The sequence below is a fragment of the Halomonas sp. OfavH-34-E genome (assembly GCF_024124525.1).
Taxonomy (GTDB): domain Bacteria; phylum Pseudomonadota; class Gammaproteobacteria; order Pseudomonadales; family Halomonadaceae; genus Halomonas; species Halomonas litopenaei.
Window position 1 is genome coordinate 16,419 of record NZ_JAMXRY010000058.1, and the last position, 15,883, is coordinate 32,301.

Here is a 15,883-nt window from a genome sequence, read left to right on the forward strand (position 1 = left end):
GAGCGAAGGTTAGACAAGGCAAAAATCGGTGAGAAAGCGCAGTTTACGGGGTGTAAATGAGCATTTTGACCGGGCTGGCGCACCAGCCGATTTTTAACGCCGTATTACCGAGCGCAGGCACTTTTCAGACAAGCCCTAAGGCGACGACGAGGCTGACTCGGTCAGGTAGTCGAACAGGTGGCGGGCGGGGGCGCTCAGGGCGTCGAGGTCGCGGACGAAGGCGACGAAGCGTCGGGTGGCCCATTCGTCGACCAGGGGAATCGCACGAATGTCCATGGCCTTGGCGTAGAGACCGGCGGCGTCCATGGGCACCACCGCCACCGCCAGACCCGAATCGACGATGCGAAAGGTCGCGTCGAAGGTGGTGACATGGACGCGAAAGCGAATCGCCCGCCCCAACAGAGTCGCCTCGCGTTGCAGGGTCAGACTGACCAGGCTGCCGGGTAAAATCTCTACATGGTCGTAGGCGAGCGTTTCCTCGAAGCGCAGCTGATGTCGCTCGGCCAGAGGGTGGTCCGGCTTGACCACCAGACCGAGCTGGTCGGTGTGGTAGTGGCGATGGTGCAGGTGGTGGGTGCGGGCGTTTTCCCAGCACAGTCCAATATCGGCTCGGCCTTCCTCGATGCCACGGGTGATCAGCGCGCTGATCTTTTCCTCCAGATTCACCTGAACCCGGGGGTGCTCTTTCATGAACTGACTGATCTGGCTCGGCAGAAACTGGCACACCGCCGACAGGCTGGCGAGGATACGAAGGTTGCCCTGCAGGCCATGGCTGAATTCACTTAATTCAGCCTGCAGGCGCTCCATCGAAGAGAGCGTCTCGCGAGCTGCACGCAGCATCACCTCACCGGCCGGTGTCACCACCACGCCGCGCTTGCGGCGGATCAGCAGGCGGACCCCCACCTGATCCTCCAGCGCCGTCATGCGCTTGCTGATGGCCGAGGGGACGATGGCCATCTGCTCGGCGGCGGCGGCGATGCTGCCCTGGTCGCACACGGCGATGAACAGTGCCAGGGATTGGGGATCGAAATGTCGCATCGGCTCTGGCCTGTCAGGGACGAAATGGATCCAGGTAACGACGCTGCACATTGCAGCTGGATGGATCGACTATAGCGAGTCTTGGCGAGGCCTGCTGGAGGCTCCTTCGCGTGGTCTTGACGGTATCGGTCTGGCACGTCCGCCTGACAGCCCTTTTATTTACCACGGTTTTTTCGATGTCAGGCCGAGGTCCTGCCCTGACTCGAGTCCTCGGCCGATGCTGCCAGCGCTTCCAGGTCGCCCTTGTCGGTGACGATAAAGTGGTAGCAGATCAGCGCCAGCACGCCGGACAGGCCGATGGCGATGGCCATGCTGTGGGAGGTGCCGTCGTGGAACTGTCCGACCAGGGCGCCGACACCGGCGGCGATGCTCATCTGGATAAAGCCGAACAGCGCCGAGGCTGAGCCGGCGCAGTGGGGGTTGGGTGCCAGGGCGCCGCCCATGGTCTGCGGCATGATGATGCCGAAGCCGATCATGTAGGCCATGTGGGGGCCGATGACCGCCCAGGGGGTATGCACGCCGGCCAGCGCGAGCAGTGCCATGGCAGAGCCGCCGAGGGCGGCGATCAGGCTGGCGGCGACCAGCAGCTGGTGGCGGCTGCGGCGACGGCTGAGCTTGGCGCTGGTCAGCGAGCCGATGAAGAAACCGAGCACGATGGCGGCGAACAGGTAGCCGTAGACGTCGGGGCTGACCCCCATGTAGTCGATCAGCACGAACGACGAACCCGACAGAAAGGCGAACAGACCGGAGAAGGCAGCGGCGTTGGCCAGGGTATAACCGACGAAGTCGCGCTGGCCGAGCAGCGAGCGGAAGGTGATGGCCAGCGCCGAGGGCTTGATCGACTGGCGCCGGTCCCGCGGCAGCGGCTCGGGCATCATCGCGATCAGCCCCAGCATGGCGGCGGCGTAGAGCGCCAGCAGCAGGAAGATGGCGTCCCAGCCGAACCACACCAGTAGCCCCGCACCGACCACCGGGGCCAGCGCCGGGGCCAGTGCCATGACGCTGGCCATGTAGGAGAGGATGCGGCTGGCCTCGAAGGGGCCGTGGATGTCGCGCACCGCGGCGCGGCCCAGCACCGGCCCCGCCGAGCCTCCCAGCGCCTGGAAGAAGCGCGCCACCAGCAGCGTCTCGATATTCGGCGCGAAGGCGCAGACCAGGCTCGCCAGCAGAAAGACCCCCATCCCGAGTGCCAGCACCGGCTTGCGTCCGAAGCGATCGGACAGCGGACCGCACAGCAGCTGCGCCATGGCGAAGCCGATCAGATACAGCGACAGGGTCAGCTGGATCTGATCGGCTCCGGTGCCCAGCGCCTCGCGCATGGCGGGCATGGCCGGCAGGTACATGTCGGTGGCCAGGGGGCCCAGGGCGGTCAGCGCCGCCAGCAGGGCCACGGTGGCGCGGGAGGTCGGGTTCAGCACGCGCAACTCCTTGTGTCAGTGACGGTTGGGTCAGGGAAGGCGAAGGGAGCGCGAAAAGCGCTCCCTTCGCGGTGTCGATGCTGCTGCTTGGAGGCAGACATCGTTCCGTCAGTGTTTCCTTAGTCGGCTTATTCTAGCCGATCTCAGACAGCGTCTGGCTGAACACCCGGTGCCGCCTTGTCGAAGGCCGGCAGCGCTCGCGCTCGCTCCGATACCGCGCGCACTCGCGCAAAGGGCACGAGGTCGCACTCGAAGCGCTCGGCGTTGAACACCTGGGGTATCAGGCAGACGTCGGCCAGGGTCGGCTCATTGCCGACGCAGAAGTCGCCCATGGTGTGCTCAAGCATCGCCTCGACGGCGGTCAGCCCCGTTGCTACCCAGTGGCGGTACCAGGCGAGCCTGGCGTCATCCGATAGTCCGAGTTCGCCGGTCAGGTGCTTGAGCACCCGCAGATTGTTCAGCGGGTGGATCTCGCAGGCGACGGCCTGGGCCAGCGCCCGGATCTTCGCCCGATGCTCGGCGGAGCCGGGCAGCAGCGGCGGTTCGGGGTAGCGCTCGTCGAGGTATTCGCACAGCGCCAGGGATTGGGTCAGCGCCTGTCCCTGGTCGGTGACCAGGGTCGGCACCAGGCCCTGGGGATTGCGCGCCAGATTGTCGGCATCACGCTGCTCGCCCTTGACCAGATTGACCGGGTGATGGTCGAGGGTGATGCCCTTTAGATTGGCGACGATGCGCACGCGATAGGCCGCCGAAGAGCGAAAGTAACCGTAGAGTTGCATGGCAGGTTCCAGAAATTGGCGGGGGCGGGCCAGATGCTCGTGTGGCGGCCCGAGCGGTGGCGGGACGCCCGCCGGGGACGGCGGGCGTCGAGGGCCGAGGTGTCGACGGTGGTGGACGTCAGCCCCAGGACTTGAGGGGGCTGGCTCAGTCCTTGGGTTGGTACTTCACCACCCGCTGGTCGATGGCGCCGAAGATGCTCTGGCCGGCCTTGTCGAACATCTCGATGCGCACCCGGTCACCAAAGCGCAGGAAGGGCGTCTTGCTGTCGCCGTGCAGGATCTTCTCGACCATTCGTACCTCGGCCAGGCAGCTGTAGCCGACGCCGCCGTCGGCCACCGGCTTTCCGGGACCGCCATTCGGATCCGGATTGGACACGGTGCCGGAGCCGACCACCGCGCCGGCGCCCAGGTAGCGGGTGCGGGCGGCGTGGGCCACCAGTTGCGGGAAGTTGAAGATCATGTCCGGGCCGGACTCGGGCTCGCCGAACTTGTCGCCGTTAAGATGGACCGTCAGCGGCAGGTGCACGCGGCCATCCTTCCACGCCTCGCCCAGTTCGTCCGGGGTGACGCAGATCGGCGAGAAGCTCGAGGCCGGCTTGGCCTGGAAGAAGCCGAAGCCCTTGGCCAGCTCCCCGGGGATCAGGCCGCGCAGACTGACGTCGTTGACCAGCATCAGCAGCTTGATGTGGCCGGCTGCCTGTTCGGGGCTCACCGCCATCGGCACGTCGTCGGTGATCACCGCGATCTCGCCCTCGAAGTCGATGCCGTGGTCTTCGCTGACCGCCTCGATATCGTCGTAGGGACCGATGAAGCTGTCGCCGCCGCCCTGGTACATCAGCGGGTCGGTCCAGAAGGTCTCCGGCATCTCGGCGTTGCGCGCCTGGCGCACCAGTTGCACATGGTTGAGATAGGCCGAGCCGTCGGCCCAGTGATAGGTACGCGGCAGCGGCGAGTGCAGCGCTTGAAGATCGAGCTCGAAGGCCTCCTCGGCGGCGCCGTCGTTGAGGCGCTGGTAGATATCTTCAAGGCGCGGGGCCAGCTCGTCCCAGTCTTCGACGAGCTGTTGCAGGGTGGTGGCAATCTGCGGCACGCGTACGGCGTGGGTCAGGTCGCGGGAGACGACGATCAGCTCGCCGTCGCGTCCGCTCTTGAGGGTGGCCAGTTTCATCAGAGGGTTCCTTGTGGTCAAAGCAGAGGTCGGTCAGGGCCGCGTCGGATCGAAGTGGGACTTGAGTCCCTTCCACACATCCACGTAGTCGCGCTGGCGGAAATCGGCGGCCAGCGCCTTTTCGGTAGGCTGGAAGACGTAGCGGCTCTCGAACATGAAGGCCAGGGTCGCCCCTTGATACTGAGGCTCGAGGCTGGCGTCGGAGGCCTTCTCGAAGGTCTCGGCGTCGGGACCGTGGGGCGACATGCAGTTGTGCAGGCTGGCGCCGCCAGGCAGGAAACCTTCGGCCTTGGCGTCGTACTCGCCGTGGATCAGGCCCATGAATTCGCTCATCAGGTTGCGATGGAAGTAGGGCGGGCGGAAGGTGTTGTCGGCCACCATCCAGCGCGGCGGGAAGATCACGAAGTCGATGTTGGCCATGCCCTCGGTGTCCGACGCCGACGTCAGCACGGTGAAGATCGAAGGATCCGGATGGTCGAAGCTGACCGTATTGATGGTGTTGAAGTTGGCCAGGTCGTACTTGTAGGGCGCCACGTTGCCGTGCCAGGCGACCACGTCCAGCGGCGAGTGGTCCAGCCGGGTCGCCCACAGAGCCCCGGAGAACTTGGCCACCAGTTCGAAGTCGCCCTCGAGGTCCTCGTAGGCGGCTACCGGCGACTGGAAGTCGCGCGGGTTGGCCAGGCCGTTGGCGCCGATGGGGCCGAGCCCCGGCAGCTCCAGGGGACTGCCGTAGTTTTCGCAGACATAGCCCCGGGCCTGGTCGCCCTCACTGATGCGGACCTGGAACTTGACCCCGCGCGGGATCACCGCGATCTCGCCGTTGCCCACCTCGAGCGCGCCGAACTCTGTGCCCAGGCGCAGGGTGCCCAGCTGAGGCACGATCAACAGTTCGCCGTCGGCGTTGTAGAAGAAGCGTTCGGTCATGTCCTGGTTGCAGGCATAGACATGGACACCGCAGCCGGCCTGGGTGCCGGCGTCGCCATTGACCGCGATGGTGGCAAGACCATCGATGAAGTCGGTGGCCGCCTCGGGCAGGGGAGCAGGGTCCCAGCGCATCTGGTTGGGGTCCGCGGCGGGACGCGACAGCGGTGCGGTGGCGAGACCGCCGTGCTCCAGCGGGCGGTAGGCGCTCTGGGCCACCGAGGGGCGGATGCGGTAGAGCCAGCTTCTCAGGTTATGGCTGCGCGGCGCGGTGAAGGCCGAGCCGGTGAGCTGCTCGGCGTAGAGCCCGTAGGCGCAGCGCTGGGGCGAGTTCTGCCCCTGAGGCAGGGCGCCGGGTAGCGCTTCGCTGGCGAAGTGATTACGAAAACCGCTTTGATACGCAAGCGGCGTCTGGTCGAGACGTCGGGACATCGGGAAATCCTCCGCTCAGGATGATGAGGTGTCGTGTCGGGATGCTCGCCGCCCCACTGCATACTGAGTCCTGTGATAAAGCTCGGGTCGAGGCGGTCACATCATCGCTATGGCATGCCTGGAATATAGTTTCATTTGAAACTATATTCCAGGCCTTATCGCTAGAGAGACGGTGCCAACCCCACCGGTATCTGATTTACCCTTTAAAAACATGAGATTGATGGGATAAGACATACGTCTATAGCAATACCGTGGTGCGAAGCTTCACTTGGCGGTTGGGTGCGGTGTAGACACTATCCCCAAGGCGTCAGGCGACAGTATGAGCGCAGGGGAAAGGTCGCCTAGACTGCGCCCACCCACTTTGGGCAAGTGTGGATCGGCGTCGTGATAGCCAGCGGGGTGTGAAGGCCGCAATACGAGATGGGGGCTACTTCCCTGCAAGTGAAGTGGACTTCGAGAGAGCATGACAGACGCTGTGCCATTGCCGCGAAAAGCATAGAATTGGGCAGTGCTGCCACGAAAAGTAACGTTATCATCGTGTTATTGAGTTATCTTAAAGTCATATAAGCGTTTGTTTAAAAAATAATAAGACGCCGTCAACGTGAAGTGGACAAAAGTCCCTTCGATCTCGACATGACGAAGGTAGTGGGCATCGGTCATCAGACGTCGAGCCTATGCACAGGGAGAACAGCAAGTGTCGATGGCAAAGATGCCCCATCTGGTGCATTGGTTAACTGGACAGTTTCGTGAAACTGAGCGAGAAGCCTGGTATCGCCGCGCGATCAAGCCGAGGGTGCGCTGCGAGTCACGACTGGCCTGGATGCTTGCCGCATTGATATTCGGCATGTTCTCGATTTCCGATTACTTTTATGTCGGCCAGAGCCGCGAGCTCTACCTGTTGCTGGCCATGCGCGTGGTCGTCGTCGGTAGCTGTCTTTTTCTGGCTTGGGCGATTGGTCGATGGGGAAGCTATTCGCAGCGCCTCTGGCTGCATGCTTTGCCGTTGTGGGTTATGGCGACGGGCATCATCCTGATTGTTCCGCTGCGTCCAGACTCCCTTTCGACGCAGATGATGGCTGTCATCGTTGCTACCATGGCCTTTTATCTGCTGATTCCCAACCTGCTCACCGTGGTGGCGATGGCGAGCCTGTATCTGGGTATCGGTTTTCTGTGCGCCTCTGCCATCTTTGCCGACAGTTCGCCTGTCGATGTGTTGCGCATGGCGCTGTTGTTGATCATGGCCAATGCGGTCGGGTTCTGCACCTTGCTGCGGGTAGAGCGCCTGCAGCGCAAGCAGTTCGCGATATTGAGCGAAGAGCGCGACCAAAACCGACAATTGCTTCGTGAGATGGCGCATCGTCAGTCCCTTGAAGGTCAGTTGAGACGGCTGGCCGAGCGCGATGCCTTGACCGGTCTCGCCAATCGTCGGCACTTCATGAAGCGGGCCCAGAGCATGTTTGAGTCTGCCCGGGAAGTACAGGCGCCCTTCAGCCTGTTTATGCTGGATGTCGATCACTTCAAGACCATCAATGACACCTGGGGCCACAGTCATGGAGACCGAGTGCTGATGGAGATCGCCCGAGTGTGTGCCGAGTCACTGCGTTCCCATGATCTGATCGCGCGTTTCGGCGGCGAAGAGTTCGTGGTCGCATTGCCTGATACCTCCTTGAGTGACGCTTTGCCGGTCGCACAACGTCTGCATCGAGCGGTCGCCGACCTGGCGCTGCCGTTTGAGGGGGGTGAGAGGGGGGCGGCGGTCACCGTTACCATCGGCATTGTCGAAGCCCGGCCCGATGAGGACAATCTGGAAGTGCTGATTCATCGCGCCGACAAGGCGCTTTACGTCGGCAAGCGTGACGGCAGAGACCAGGTAGTAGCCTGTCGCGAGAGCCAGGCGTGAGTGCGAAAGCGATGCTGATGGTAAGGTCGCGAGCTACGTTGCCGGTTCTGGCGTTCCCGGTTATCGTCAGTGACGGATGGTGGCGTGCCACGCTGGCGTGGCGCTGTCGCGATGGACGCTGACCACGGGGACGAGGCCATGGGCTCGCGTAAGCGAGAAACACCGACCAGCAGCGGGGTACCGCATCTGGATCTTTTGCAGTTCCTGCCGTACCGGCTGAACAGTCTGGCGGACCGTTTGAGTCAGGCGCTTTCGCAGATGTACGCAGAACGTTACCAGTTGACCATTGCCCAGTGGCGAGTGCTGGCGTGGTTGTCGCACCTGGATGAGCTATCGGCCAAGCAGATCGCCCAAGCTACTCGCATGGATAAGGTGCGTATTTCTCGGGCCGTACAGGCCCTGGAGGAGCGTGGTCTGATCCGAAGAACGCCTTCGCCCAGTGACCAGCGTGTACAGCACCTGCGACTGACCGAGGCGGGGCAGGCCTTACTGGCCGACTTGATCCCCGATGCCTTGCAATGGGAGGCCGATGTGGTGGCCGCTCTCTCTCAGGGCGAGTGTCATCAATTGATAAGCGTGATCGGCAAGCTCGAACGCCAGCTCGACCGACTGGAGCAGGGCAGTGGCCCCTGGTCACAGGACCGCTCCGGCGATCCCATGGAGACGCAGGGTTCTCCCGAGCTCGACCAGGATCGCTAGGGCCTGTTCGCGCACTGCTCCAGGCGTTCGGCCAGCCACACCTCGATGATCGATTGGCGAGTCACTCCCAGGCGGCTGGCTTCCTCGTCGAGAGACACGATCATCCACACAGGAAAGTCGACGTTGCCCCGTCCTTGTGACTGGTTGGGGCGCCGAGCCCTGGACGGGGAGAGGGCTTCCGAGACGTCTTCGCCATCATCGAATTTTTTGATCAAGCGTCCTGGCTTTCATGGAGCTCCACCTCTTTCTTCCGCGAACGCCGTAGAGAGATGATGCGTAGCCCGGTCGCGCGGCGTTACAACGGCAGAACAGTGCTTGCCTTCGATCGAGCCAATAACCAGCGATCCAGGTTCGTCGGGCGTCTTGGCGGGGATCTCGATAAGGAGAGGGTCAAACCAGCGTCGTTGTGCATCAAGGGCGCCAATCCCATGCTTGGCCTTGGGGCCGGGATCGAGGGCAGGTCCTCACTGCGGATAAGGGTCAAGTCGCCACTGCGACAGGCAGATTCGCCCCCCTCACTCCCCGATCACCCACCAGCCATCGACCTCCTCGACCGGTACCGGGTCCAGCGCTTCGCCCTGGGCGGGGCCGGAGATGCCTTCGCCGCTGTCGAGACGGAAGCAGGCCTGGTGGTGGGTACAGATCAACAGCTCGCCGTCGCGGCTGAGGATGTTGCTGCCGCGGCCGTCCAGCGGCAGGTACTGATGGGGGCAGGCGTTGACGTAGGCGTGCACCCGGCCATCGGCGTGGCGGGCGAGGATCAGCGGGAAGCGGCCGTTGTCGCTCTCGATATTGAGGCAGCGGCTCTCGCCCGGGGCCAGGCTGGTCGATTCCAGCACGGTGGTCCCGGGTGGCGGTGCGCTCTTGTACTTGCGCCAGGCGTCGGTCATCGGGGGATCTCTTGGGGGAGCCGGTGAGCCCGGGTGTCAGGGCTTGAAGTCCTCGGCGGCGGGAATGCGTCCGCCTAGCTGGGCGGTAATTTCTGCGGCGGTGGCGCGCACCAGCTCGCCGAGCTGGGACAGGCGTTCGTCGGGGATACGCGCCACCGGCCCGGAGACCGAGATGGCTGCGAGTGGCGTGCCCAGTTCATCGTGGATGCAGGCGGCCACGCAGTGCAGGCCGATGGCATGCTCTTCGCGGTCGCAGGCGTAGCCGCGTTCACGGATCTCGGCCATGGCGCGACGGAGCTCGGAGGGACTCGACAGGGTGTTGACGGTGACACGGTCCAGGCCGCGTTCGGCCAGCACCCGCTCCAGGTCGTCGTCGGGCAGCCAGGCCATCAGCGCCTTGCCCACGCCCGAGGCGTGCAGCGGGGCACGTGAGCCCAGACGGGTGATCATGCGCATCATCTGGGGCGATTCGCTCTGCGCCAGGAACACCGCCGTGGTGCCTTCACGCACGCCCAGATTGGCGGTCTCGCCGGTCTCACGGGTCAGTCGGCGCAGGTAAGGACGGCTGGTGGCAACGAAGTCGCGTGCCTCGAGAAAGCTGTTGCCGATGCGAAAGGTCTTGACGTCGATGCGCCAGACGCCGAGTTCCTCGTCCTGGGTGATGAAGCCCTGGCTCAGCAGGGCCTGCAGCAGGCGATGGGTCGTGGACGGTGCCAGATCGGCCTGCTCGGCGATGTCGGACAGCGCCAGGCCGCCCGGGTGCATCGCCAGCAATTCCAGCAGGTTGAGTCCCCGCACCAGCGACTGGCTGTGGCCTCCGCTGGCCTTGCCGCTGGCCGGTCGGCCGGCCGTTCTGCGCTTGCTTTCCGTCACCTTGCATCTCCTGGGTCAACCGTTTGGCACAGTCCTTAGCATACCTGTTGGCGCGGCCGCTTGTCGCGTTTGCGGAAAAGGCTTCCACAGGCGGCTCTGCCTTGGCTGAGCCTGGTCCGGCGCTCAGCGATGGCGCCAGTGGGGGGCGCGCTTGGCGACGAAGGCGTCGATGCCTTCGGCCACGTCTTCGGCCATCATGTTGGCGGCCATCACCTCGCCTGCGTAGGCGTAGGCCTGGCCCAGCGGCAGGGCTCGCTGGCGGGCCAGCATGGCCTTGCCGGTGAACAGCGCCACCTGACTCTTGGCGCGCAGGCTGTCGAGCAGCACCTCGAGACTGTCGTCGAGGGCGTCGTCCTCGGCGACCCGGTTGACCAGGCCCCATTCCAGCGCCTGATCGGCGTCGATGAACTCGCCGGTAAACAGCATCTCGGCGGCCTGCTTGGGACCGATATTGCGGGTCAGCGCCACCGCCGGGGTGGAACAGAAAAGCCCGACCTTGATACCGGAGACGGCGAAGCGCGCCGAGCGGGCGGCCACCGCCATGTCACAGCTGGCTGCCAGCTGGCAGCCGGCGGCGGTGGCAAGCCCCTGAATTCGAGCGATCACCGGCACCGGACAGTCCTGCAGGCGCTGCATGACCCGGGAGCACTGGGCGAAGAGCTGTCGATAGGCGTCCTCGTCGCCGAGCTCGCGCATCTCCTTGAGGTCATGGCCGGCGCAGAAGGCTCGGCCCTCGGCAGCGATCACTACCGCCCGCAACGAAGGATCGGGGTCGATTGCGGCAAAGGCATCATCCAGTGCGGTGAGCATGTCCCGGGACAGGGCGTTGAAGCTTGCCGGGCGGTTGAGGGTCAGATGGACGACCCCACGATCATCGTGACGCACCACGGCGAGGTCACCGGTGTCAGGCTGGGCGGAAGGTGAGGCGGGCATCGTCATGGCTCCAACGAGGGAAAACTTCGCAAGCCTAGCGCGTGATGACGCCTTTTCGGGGCCTGCTTCGACCAAAGGGGAAGAGTGGCCTGGCCTCCCTGGTTGACGCCAGGGCGGCGCCAGAGCGGCGTCAGAGTAGCGCCAGGACGACGACAGGGGCGGCTTGCTGGCGGCCAGCGTCCGTGGTCATGGCCGTGGAGGATGGCGTACATTCGCACAAGCGATCCACGACGCGAGAGGCGCATGATGCAGGACGACAGGCTGAGGCCCAGGCCGATGCAGGGCGACGTGCTGGCCACGCCGCGTAGCCGGCTGCGCCCGCTAGAGCGCTATGATCTGCCTGGCTTGAGCCGACTGCTGGCCGATCCCCGGGTGATGCGTCACTCGCTCCACGGTGTGCAGGACTTGGCGGGTAGCCGTCGCTTTCTCGATGCCTGTCGCGCGAGCTACGCCGACAAGGGCTTTGGCTACTGGGCGGTGGTGCACCCGGTATCGCGAGCGTTGATGGGCTTCTGCGGCTTCGATCACGAAATCCTCGACGGCGAGCGGGAGTTGGCCATTGGCTATCGTTACGCCGTGCATCATTGGGGTAGAGGGCTTGCCACCGAGGTGGCCCTGGCGGTGGTGGCCCACGCCTTTGCCATCACCGACTGCGAGTCGCTGGTGGCGGTGGTCGATCCCACCAATGTGCCGTCGAGCCGAGTGGCACAGAACGCGGGCTTTGTGTGGGAAGGGATGACGACGCTCGAGGGCCAGCGAGTGAAGGTCTACAGGCGTCATCGCTACCGTGAAGTCAGAAGCTGCTGAGCCTGGGCTGCGTCCCTGTCCTGGGGAAACGAAGCGGGCCCGCGTGGCGGGCCCGAAAGTGGCGTCATGGTGTCCTCGAGGGGACGGTGTGGCGTGTCAGACGCTGTCGCGGAAGACCCGATCGGCCTTGGGCAGTACCAGATTGAGCACGATGGCAAACAGCGCGCCGGGGATCAGCCCTGACTCGATGATGGCCTGGAGGTTGTCGCTCAGATTGGCGTAGAGCCCTTCCTGGGCCGGCAGGCCCACCGCGGCGGACAGCGAGACCCCGATGATCACCATGTTGCGCTTGTTGAAGTCGATATGGGAAAGCATCTTGATCCCGGCGCTGGCGATCATGCCGAACATGATCAGTACCGCCCCGCCCAGCACCGAATTGGGGATGCTGGAAACGATGGCGCCCAGCTTGGGGATCAGGCCCGCCAGCAGCAGGAAGGCGCCGCCGATGGCCACCACATAGCGGCTGACCACACCGGTCAGCGCCACCATGCCCACGTTCTGGCTAAAGCTGATCTGGGGGAAGGCGTTGAAGATCGCGGCGAACACACTGGACAGGCCGTCGGCCATGACCCCACCGGAGAGCTCCTTGTGGGTCGGCTCGCGGTCCATCCCGCCGGCGGTGGTGCCGACGATGTCGCCGATGGACTCGGCGCAGGTGACCACGGCCAGCAGCACCACCGGCAGGATCGCCGCCAGATGGAATTCAAGCCCGATGGTCAGCGGCACCGGCAGTGACAGCCAGTCGGCGTCACCGATGGTGGAGAAGTCGATATAGCCGAACATGGTGGCCACCACGTAACCGGTGATCAGGCCGATCAGCGGCGCTGCTTCGGACCAGATACCGCGGCCGTACTGGTGCAGACCCAGGGTCACCACCAGTACCAGCGCCCCCAGCAGCAGGTGGTGGGTGGCGCCGAAGTCGGCGGCGCCGAAGCCTCCGCCCCAGTAGGCGAAGCCTACCGGCATCAGCAGGGTGCCGAGCATGACCACGAAGGTGCCGGTGACCACCGGCGGGAACAGAAACCGGAACACCGGCAGAAACATGCCCACCAGGGCCATGGCGACCCCGCCACACAGGGCCGCGCCAAGGGCCGCCGGTAGCCCCATGCCCACGGCAATGGGAATCAGCACCGGGACGAAGCCGAAGCTGGTGCCCATGACGATGGGCAGGCGGGCGCCGATGGGGCCTATCCCCAGCGACTGCACCAGGGTGGCGACACCGGCCACGAACATCGCCGCCTGGATCATGAAGGCGGTCTGGTCCGCCGGCAGGTCGGCGGCGCCGGCGATGATGATCGGCACCGTGACGTTGCCGACGAACATCGCCAGCACGTGCTGCAGGCCCAGCGGAATGGCGCGCCCCAGGGGCGGCATGGCGTTGACGTCATGGGTCGAGCGCACAGATGCGCTTTCCAGGTTGTCCCCGGAGGAGTCGTGGGTGGGCATGGCAGGGTTTTCTCCTGTTGTCGTTGTAGCACCGGCGTCCTTGTCGGAGCGTCGGCGGCGAAACCCCGGAGACCGTGACAGGCGTCAGACCGTCTGTGCTGACTGCCGTGGCACGGCGACCGTTGTCAGGGGGCGGCAGCGTCGGCCCTGGCCCGTGGTGCCGCGCTGCGCTCGAGATCCGTTCGTCGTTCGCTGTTGTTGCCTTTTGTCTTCCCGTCGTCCTGTTCGAAGATGTGCGTCCAGGCTCGCCCCGAGCCTCCTAGACCGCGCGCCTTAGCCGCATCGCCGCCGCGTTGTGGCGAGCCATCAGCTCGCCCAGATCGACGTCGAGCGGCTGGCCGTCGGCCACCCGCCACTGGCCGGCCACCATCACTCGGTCGGCACGGTGGGCACCGCACAGCAGCAGCGCGGCCAGCGGGTTCTCGGCGCCCGAGAAGCGCGGCTCGTCCAGCCGGAACAGCGCCAGATCGGCCTGCTGGCCAACCTTCAGTCCGCCGATGTCGCTGCGCCCCAGACAACGCGCGGAGCCTTCGGTGGCCCAGCGGATGACGTCCTGGTGACGTACCTGGCTGGGCGAGTAGCGCAGGCGGCCGATCAGCATCGCCTGGCGCATCTCCTCGGCCAGGTTGGAGTGATCCGCCGAGGCCGAGCCGTCCACCGCCAGGCCTACCGGGCAACCTGCGGCCTCGAGTTCCAGGGTGCGGCACATGCCAGAGCCCAGCACCATGTTGGATGAGGGGCAGTGGGCGATGCCGGTGCCGGCTTGGCCGAGGCGGGCGACCTCGTCGTCGTTGAAGTGGATGCCGTGGGCCAGCCAGGTGCGATCGCTGAGCCAACCGGTGGCCTCGAGGTAGTCCAGCGGTCGCATCCCGAACAGCTTCTGACAGTACTGCGTCTCGTCCTCGGTTTCTGCCAGGTGGGTGTGCAGGCGCACGTCCTTCTGCTCGGCCAGGCGAGCGCTGTCGACCATCAGCTCACGGCTGACCGAGAAGGGCGAGCAGGGCGCCAGCGCCAGGGTCACCATGGCGCCCTCGCCGCGCTGATGGTAGGCGTCGATCAGACGGGTGCTCTCGTCGAGGATGGTCGCCTCATCCTGCACCACCGACTGGGGCGGTAGCCCGCCCTGCTCGCGCCCCACGCTCATCGAACCGCGGGTCAGGGCGGCGCGCACACCGAGCCGACGCGCGGTCTCCACCTGGACGTCGATGGCGTGCTCGAGCGCGCCGGAGAACACGTAGTGATGGTCGGCCACGGTGGTACAGCCGCTCATCAGCAGCTCCACCATCGCAAGCTCACTGGCCAGCGCCAGCTGGGCCTCGTCGAGGTTGGCCCAGACGTCGTAAAGGGTGGTGAGCCAGGGAAACAGCTCCTTGTTGAGCGCCGGCGAGTAGGCCCGGGTCAGGGTCTGGTAGAAGTGGTGGTGGGTGTTGACCAGGCCCGGCAGCAGAACGTGTCGGGAGGCATCGAAGGTCTTCTCGACGCGGGTTCGGGGCGTCTGGCCGGCGGCCACGGCTTCGATGATCCGGCCGTCCTGAACGACGACACCACCGGCCGCGTCAGGGTCGCTGGCGGCCAGTGGATGCTTGATCCAAGTGACGGGGGGATGTGAGCTCATGCAGTTCTCCTGGGTTGGCTTCGCCGAGCGAAGGGTTACCCAAGCATCGTGCCCTGCTCCCGACGCCGTCCCTTGGTCAAGGAGGGCGAGGGCTCGTCGCGTAGCGGATACCTGGTTCAGGTGCCTTCAGAAACAGCCGCCGAGGGCGGTGAGCGTCATCAATTTCACGGTTCACGCTGCACCGATATCGAGCGGCCTGTGTACCATTGTGGTGCGCAATATATGACCGTTATTGTGTACAAAATGGCCGTGACGTCAGGGCTTGTCAAGTGTCCCTCTGCTTCAGGGCCTGGCGGCCTCGCGGGCGGCTCGACGCCGGCTCAGACGATCCCCGAACAGGTAGGCACCCAGCGCCACCAGAATCAGTAGCGCGCCCAGCAGCATCGAAGGTGAAGGGGTTTCCTGATTGAGCAGCATGCCGAGGGTCAGCGCCAGCACCGGGGTGATCAGGGTCACCAGGGCGACGCTGGCGGCGTGCAGCCGAGACAGGATCAGGTAGTAGCAGAGGAAGCCGATCAGTGAGCCGAACAGCGCCAGGTAAAGCACCGCCCATAGCCCACGGGGGCTGAGTGGAATCATCAGCGGTTCGCCGCTGGCGAGCCATAACACCAGAAAGCAGGGCATGGAGCCGGCCAGCGCCCCCACGGTCTGTTGCAAGGGGTCGAGCCCGGCGGCCACCCGCTGCACGGCGATGCCGCTGGCGCTGAATAGCGTCACCGCCGACAGCATCATGGCCAGTGCCAGCACCTGGGCGCCGCCGCCGAGCGTCAGGCTGTCGGCGAACACCACCGCCAGCCCCGCCACCCCCAGGCCGCAGCCGATCCAGTGCCAACGCCTGAGCCGGGTGCTGCCGGGCAGGGCCTGCAGGATGAAGCCGGAGATCAACGGCGCCATGCCGAACATCACCGACAGCAGGCCCGAGGGCAGAAACTGGGAGGCGTGGTAGCCCAGCGCCATGGCGCCG

At 65.1% G+C, this 15,883-nt stretch carries 15 protein-coding genes; 3 read left to right on the top strand and 12 right to left on the bottom strand.

Features of this window, described 5'->3' with window-relative positions:
- Nucleotides 1–135 precede the first annotated feature (135 nt).
- The 5 genes from NH448_RS19845 to hmgA form a co-directional block, all read right to left on the bottom strand.
- The gene (locus NH448_RS19845; RefSeq protein WP_045993878.1) at nt 136–1,038 is read right to left on the bottom strand and encodes a LysR substrate-binding domain-containing protein; all 903 of its coding nucleotides are present in this window, start codon (nt 1,036–1,038) and stop codon (nt 136–138) included.
- A 179-nt stretch (nt 1,039–1,217) separates the two neighbouring features.
- On the bottom strand, nt 1,218–2,456 hold the full coding sequence (locus NH448_RS19850; RefSeq protein WP_124804515.1) for a multidrug effflux MFS transporter: 1,239 nt from the start codon (nt 2,454–2,456) through the stop codon (nt 1,218–1,220).
- A gap of 143 nt (nt 2,457–2,599) precedes the next feature.
- Complete coding sequence (gene maiA, locus NH448_RS19855) at nt 2,600–3,235, bottom strand: maleylacetoacetate isomerase (RefSeq protein WP_045993880.1); 636 nt, start codon at nt 3,233–3,235, stop codon at nt 2,600–2,602.
- Nucleotides 3,236–3,380: 145 nt separating this feature from the next.
- Nucleotides 3,381–4,403 carry a fumarylacetoacetate hydrolase family protein gene (locus NH448_RS19860; protein ID WP_045993881.1) on the bottom strand — a complete coding sequence of 341 codons (1,023 nt, stop codon included), beginning with the start codon at nt 4,401–4,403 and terminating at the stop codon, nt 3,381–3,383.
- Between the two features lie 33 nt (nt 4,404–4,436).
- Nucleotides 4,437–5,756: a homogentisate 1,2-dioxygenase gene (gene hmgA, locus NH448_RS19865; protein WP_045993882.1), complete on the bottom strand. Its 1,320-nt coding sequence runs from the start codon at nt 5,754–5,756 to the stop codon at nt 4,437–4,439.
- Nucleotides 5,757–6,456: 700 nt separating this feature from the next.
- On the opposite strand from hmgA, the gene NH448_RS19870 reads away from it, so the two are divergent.
- On the top strand, nt 6,457–7,656 hold the full coding sequence (locus NH448_RS19870) for a GGDEF domain-containing protein (protein WP_253029287.1): 1,200 nt from the start codon (nt 6,457–6,459) through the stop codon (nt 7,654–7,656).
- A 111-nt stretch (nt 7,657–7,767) separates the two neighbouring features.
- Nucleotides 7,768–8,355, top strand: coding sequence for a MarR family winged helix-turn-helix transcriptional regulator (locus tag NH448_RS19875; RefSeq protein ID WP_253029288.1), 588 nt, complete (start codon nt 7,768–7,770; stop codon nt 8,353–8,355).
- Here NH448_RS19875 and NH448_RS19880 read toward each other — a convergent pair.
- From NH448_RS19880 to NH448_RS19895, 4 genes are all read right to left on the bottom strand, one after another.
- On the bottom strand, nt 8,352–8,570 hold the full coding sequence (locus NH448_RS19880) for a CopG family transcriptional regulator (RefSeq protein WP_253029289.1): 219 nt from the start codon (nt 8,568–8,570) through the stop codon (nt 8,352–8,354). The two genes, NH448_RS19875 and NH448_RS19880, sit on opposite strands and share 4 nt — an antisense overlap.
- 300 nt (nt 8,571–8,870) lie before the next feature.
- Nucleotides 8,871–9,245 carry a Rieske 2Fe-2S domain-containing protein gene (locus NH448_RS19885; RefSeq protein ID WP_253029290.1) on the bottom strand — a complete coding sequence of 125 codons (375 nt, stop codon included), beginning with the start codon at nt 9,243–9,245 and terminating at the stop codon, nt 8,871–8,873.
- 36 nt (nt 9,246–9,281) lie between these two features.
- Complete coding sequence (locus tag NH448_RS19890; RefSeq protein ID WP_108131892.1) at nt 9,282–10,118, bottom strand: IclR family transcriptional regulator; 837 nt, start codon at nt 10,116–10,118, stop codon at nt 9,282–9,284.
- Between the two features lie 123 nt (nt 10,119–10,241).
- Complete coding sequence (locus NH448_RS19895) at nt 10,242–11,051, bottom strand: enoyl-CoA hydratase (RefSeq protein ID WP_045993886.1); 810 nt, start codon at nt 11,049–11,051, stop codon at nt 10,242–10,244.
- A 243-nt stretch (nt 11,052–11,294) separates the two neighbouring features.
- Between NH448_RS19895 and NH448_RS19900 the strand changes: the two genes are divergently transcribed.
- Complete coding sequence (locus tag NH448_RS19900) at nt 11,295–11,858, top strand: GNAT family N-acetyltransferase (protein ID WP_253029291.1); 564 nt, start codon at nt 11,295–11,297, stop codon at nt 11,856–11,858.
- A gap of 96 nt (nt 11,859–11,954) precedes the next feature.
- On the opposite strand, the gene NH448_RS19905 is transcribed toward NH448_RS19900, so the two are convergent.
- From NH448_RS19905 to NH448_RS19915, 3 genes are all read right to left on the bottom strand, one after another.
- Complete coding sequence (locus tag NH448_RS19905; protein WP_253029292.1) at nt 11,955–13,304, bottom strand: nucleobase:cation symporter-2 family protein; 1,350 nt, start codon at nt 13,302–13,304, stop codon at nt 11,955–11,957.
- A gap of 259 nt (nt 13,305–13,563) precedes the next feature.
- Complete coding sequence (locus NH448_RS19910) at nt 13,564–14,919, bottom strand: 8-oxoguanine deaminase (protein WP_253029293.1); 1,356 nt, start codon at nt 14,917–14,919, stop codon at nt 13,564–13,566.
- A gap of 282 nt (nt 14,920–15,201) precedes the next feature.
- Nucleotides 15,202–15,883 (bottom strand): DMT family transporter (locus NH448_RS19915; RefSeq protein WP_253029294.1); only part of this gene is annotated, 682 nt, incomplete at its 5' end.

What these genes read in the sequence shown, in the direction of transcription:
- NH448_RS19870 (WP_253029287.1), top strand. Translation starts at nt 6,457, where the DNA reads ATGGCAAAGATGCCCCATCTGGTGCATTGGTTAACTGGACAGTTTCGT.
- maiA (WP_045993880.1), bottom strand. Translation starts at nt 3,235, where the DNA reads ATGCAACTCTACGGTTACTTTCGCTCTTCGGCGGCCTATCGCGTGCGC.
- NH448_RS19885 (WP_253029290.1), bottom strand. Translation starts at nt 9,245, where the DNA reads ATGACCGACGCCTGGCGCAAGTACAAGAGCGCACCGCCACCCGGGACC.
- NH448_RS19905 (WP_253029292.1), bottom strand. Translation starts at nt 13,304, where the DNA reads ATGCCCACCCACGACTCCTCCGGGGACAACCTGGAAAGCGCATCTGTG.
- NH448_RS19900 (WP_253029291.1), top strand. Translation starts at nt 11,295, where the DNA reads ATGATGCAGGACGACAGGCTGAGGCCCAGGCCGATGCAGGGCGACGTG.
- NH448_RS19860 (WP_045993881.1), bottom strand. Translation starts at nt 4,403, where the DNA reads ATGAAACTGGCCACCCTCAAGAGCGGACGCGACGGCGAGCTGATCGTC.
- NH448_RS19845 (WP_045993878.1), bottom strand. Translation starts at nt 1,038, where the DNA reads ATGCGACATTTCGATCCCCAATCCCTGGCACTGTTCATCGCCGTGTGC.
- NH448_RS19875 (WP_253029288.1), top strand. Translation starts at nt 7,768, where the DNA reads ATGGACGCTGACCACGGGGACGAGGCCATGGGCTCGCGTAAGCGAGAA.
- NH448_RS19895 (WP_045993886.1), bottom strand. Translation starts at nt 11,051, where the DNA reads ATGCCCGCCTCACCTTCCGCCCAGCCTGACACCGGTGACCTCGCCGTG.
- hmgA (WP_045993882.1), bottom strand. Translation starts at nt 5,756, where the DNA reads ATGTCCCGACGTCTCGACCAGACGCCGCTTGCGTATCAAAGCGGTTTT.
- NH448_RS19910 (WP_253029293.1), bottom strand. Translation starts at nt 14,919, where the DNA reads ATGAGCTCACATCCCCCCGTCACTTGGATCAAGCATCCACTGGCCGCC.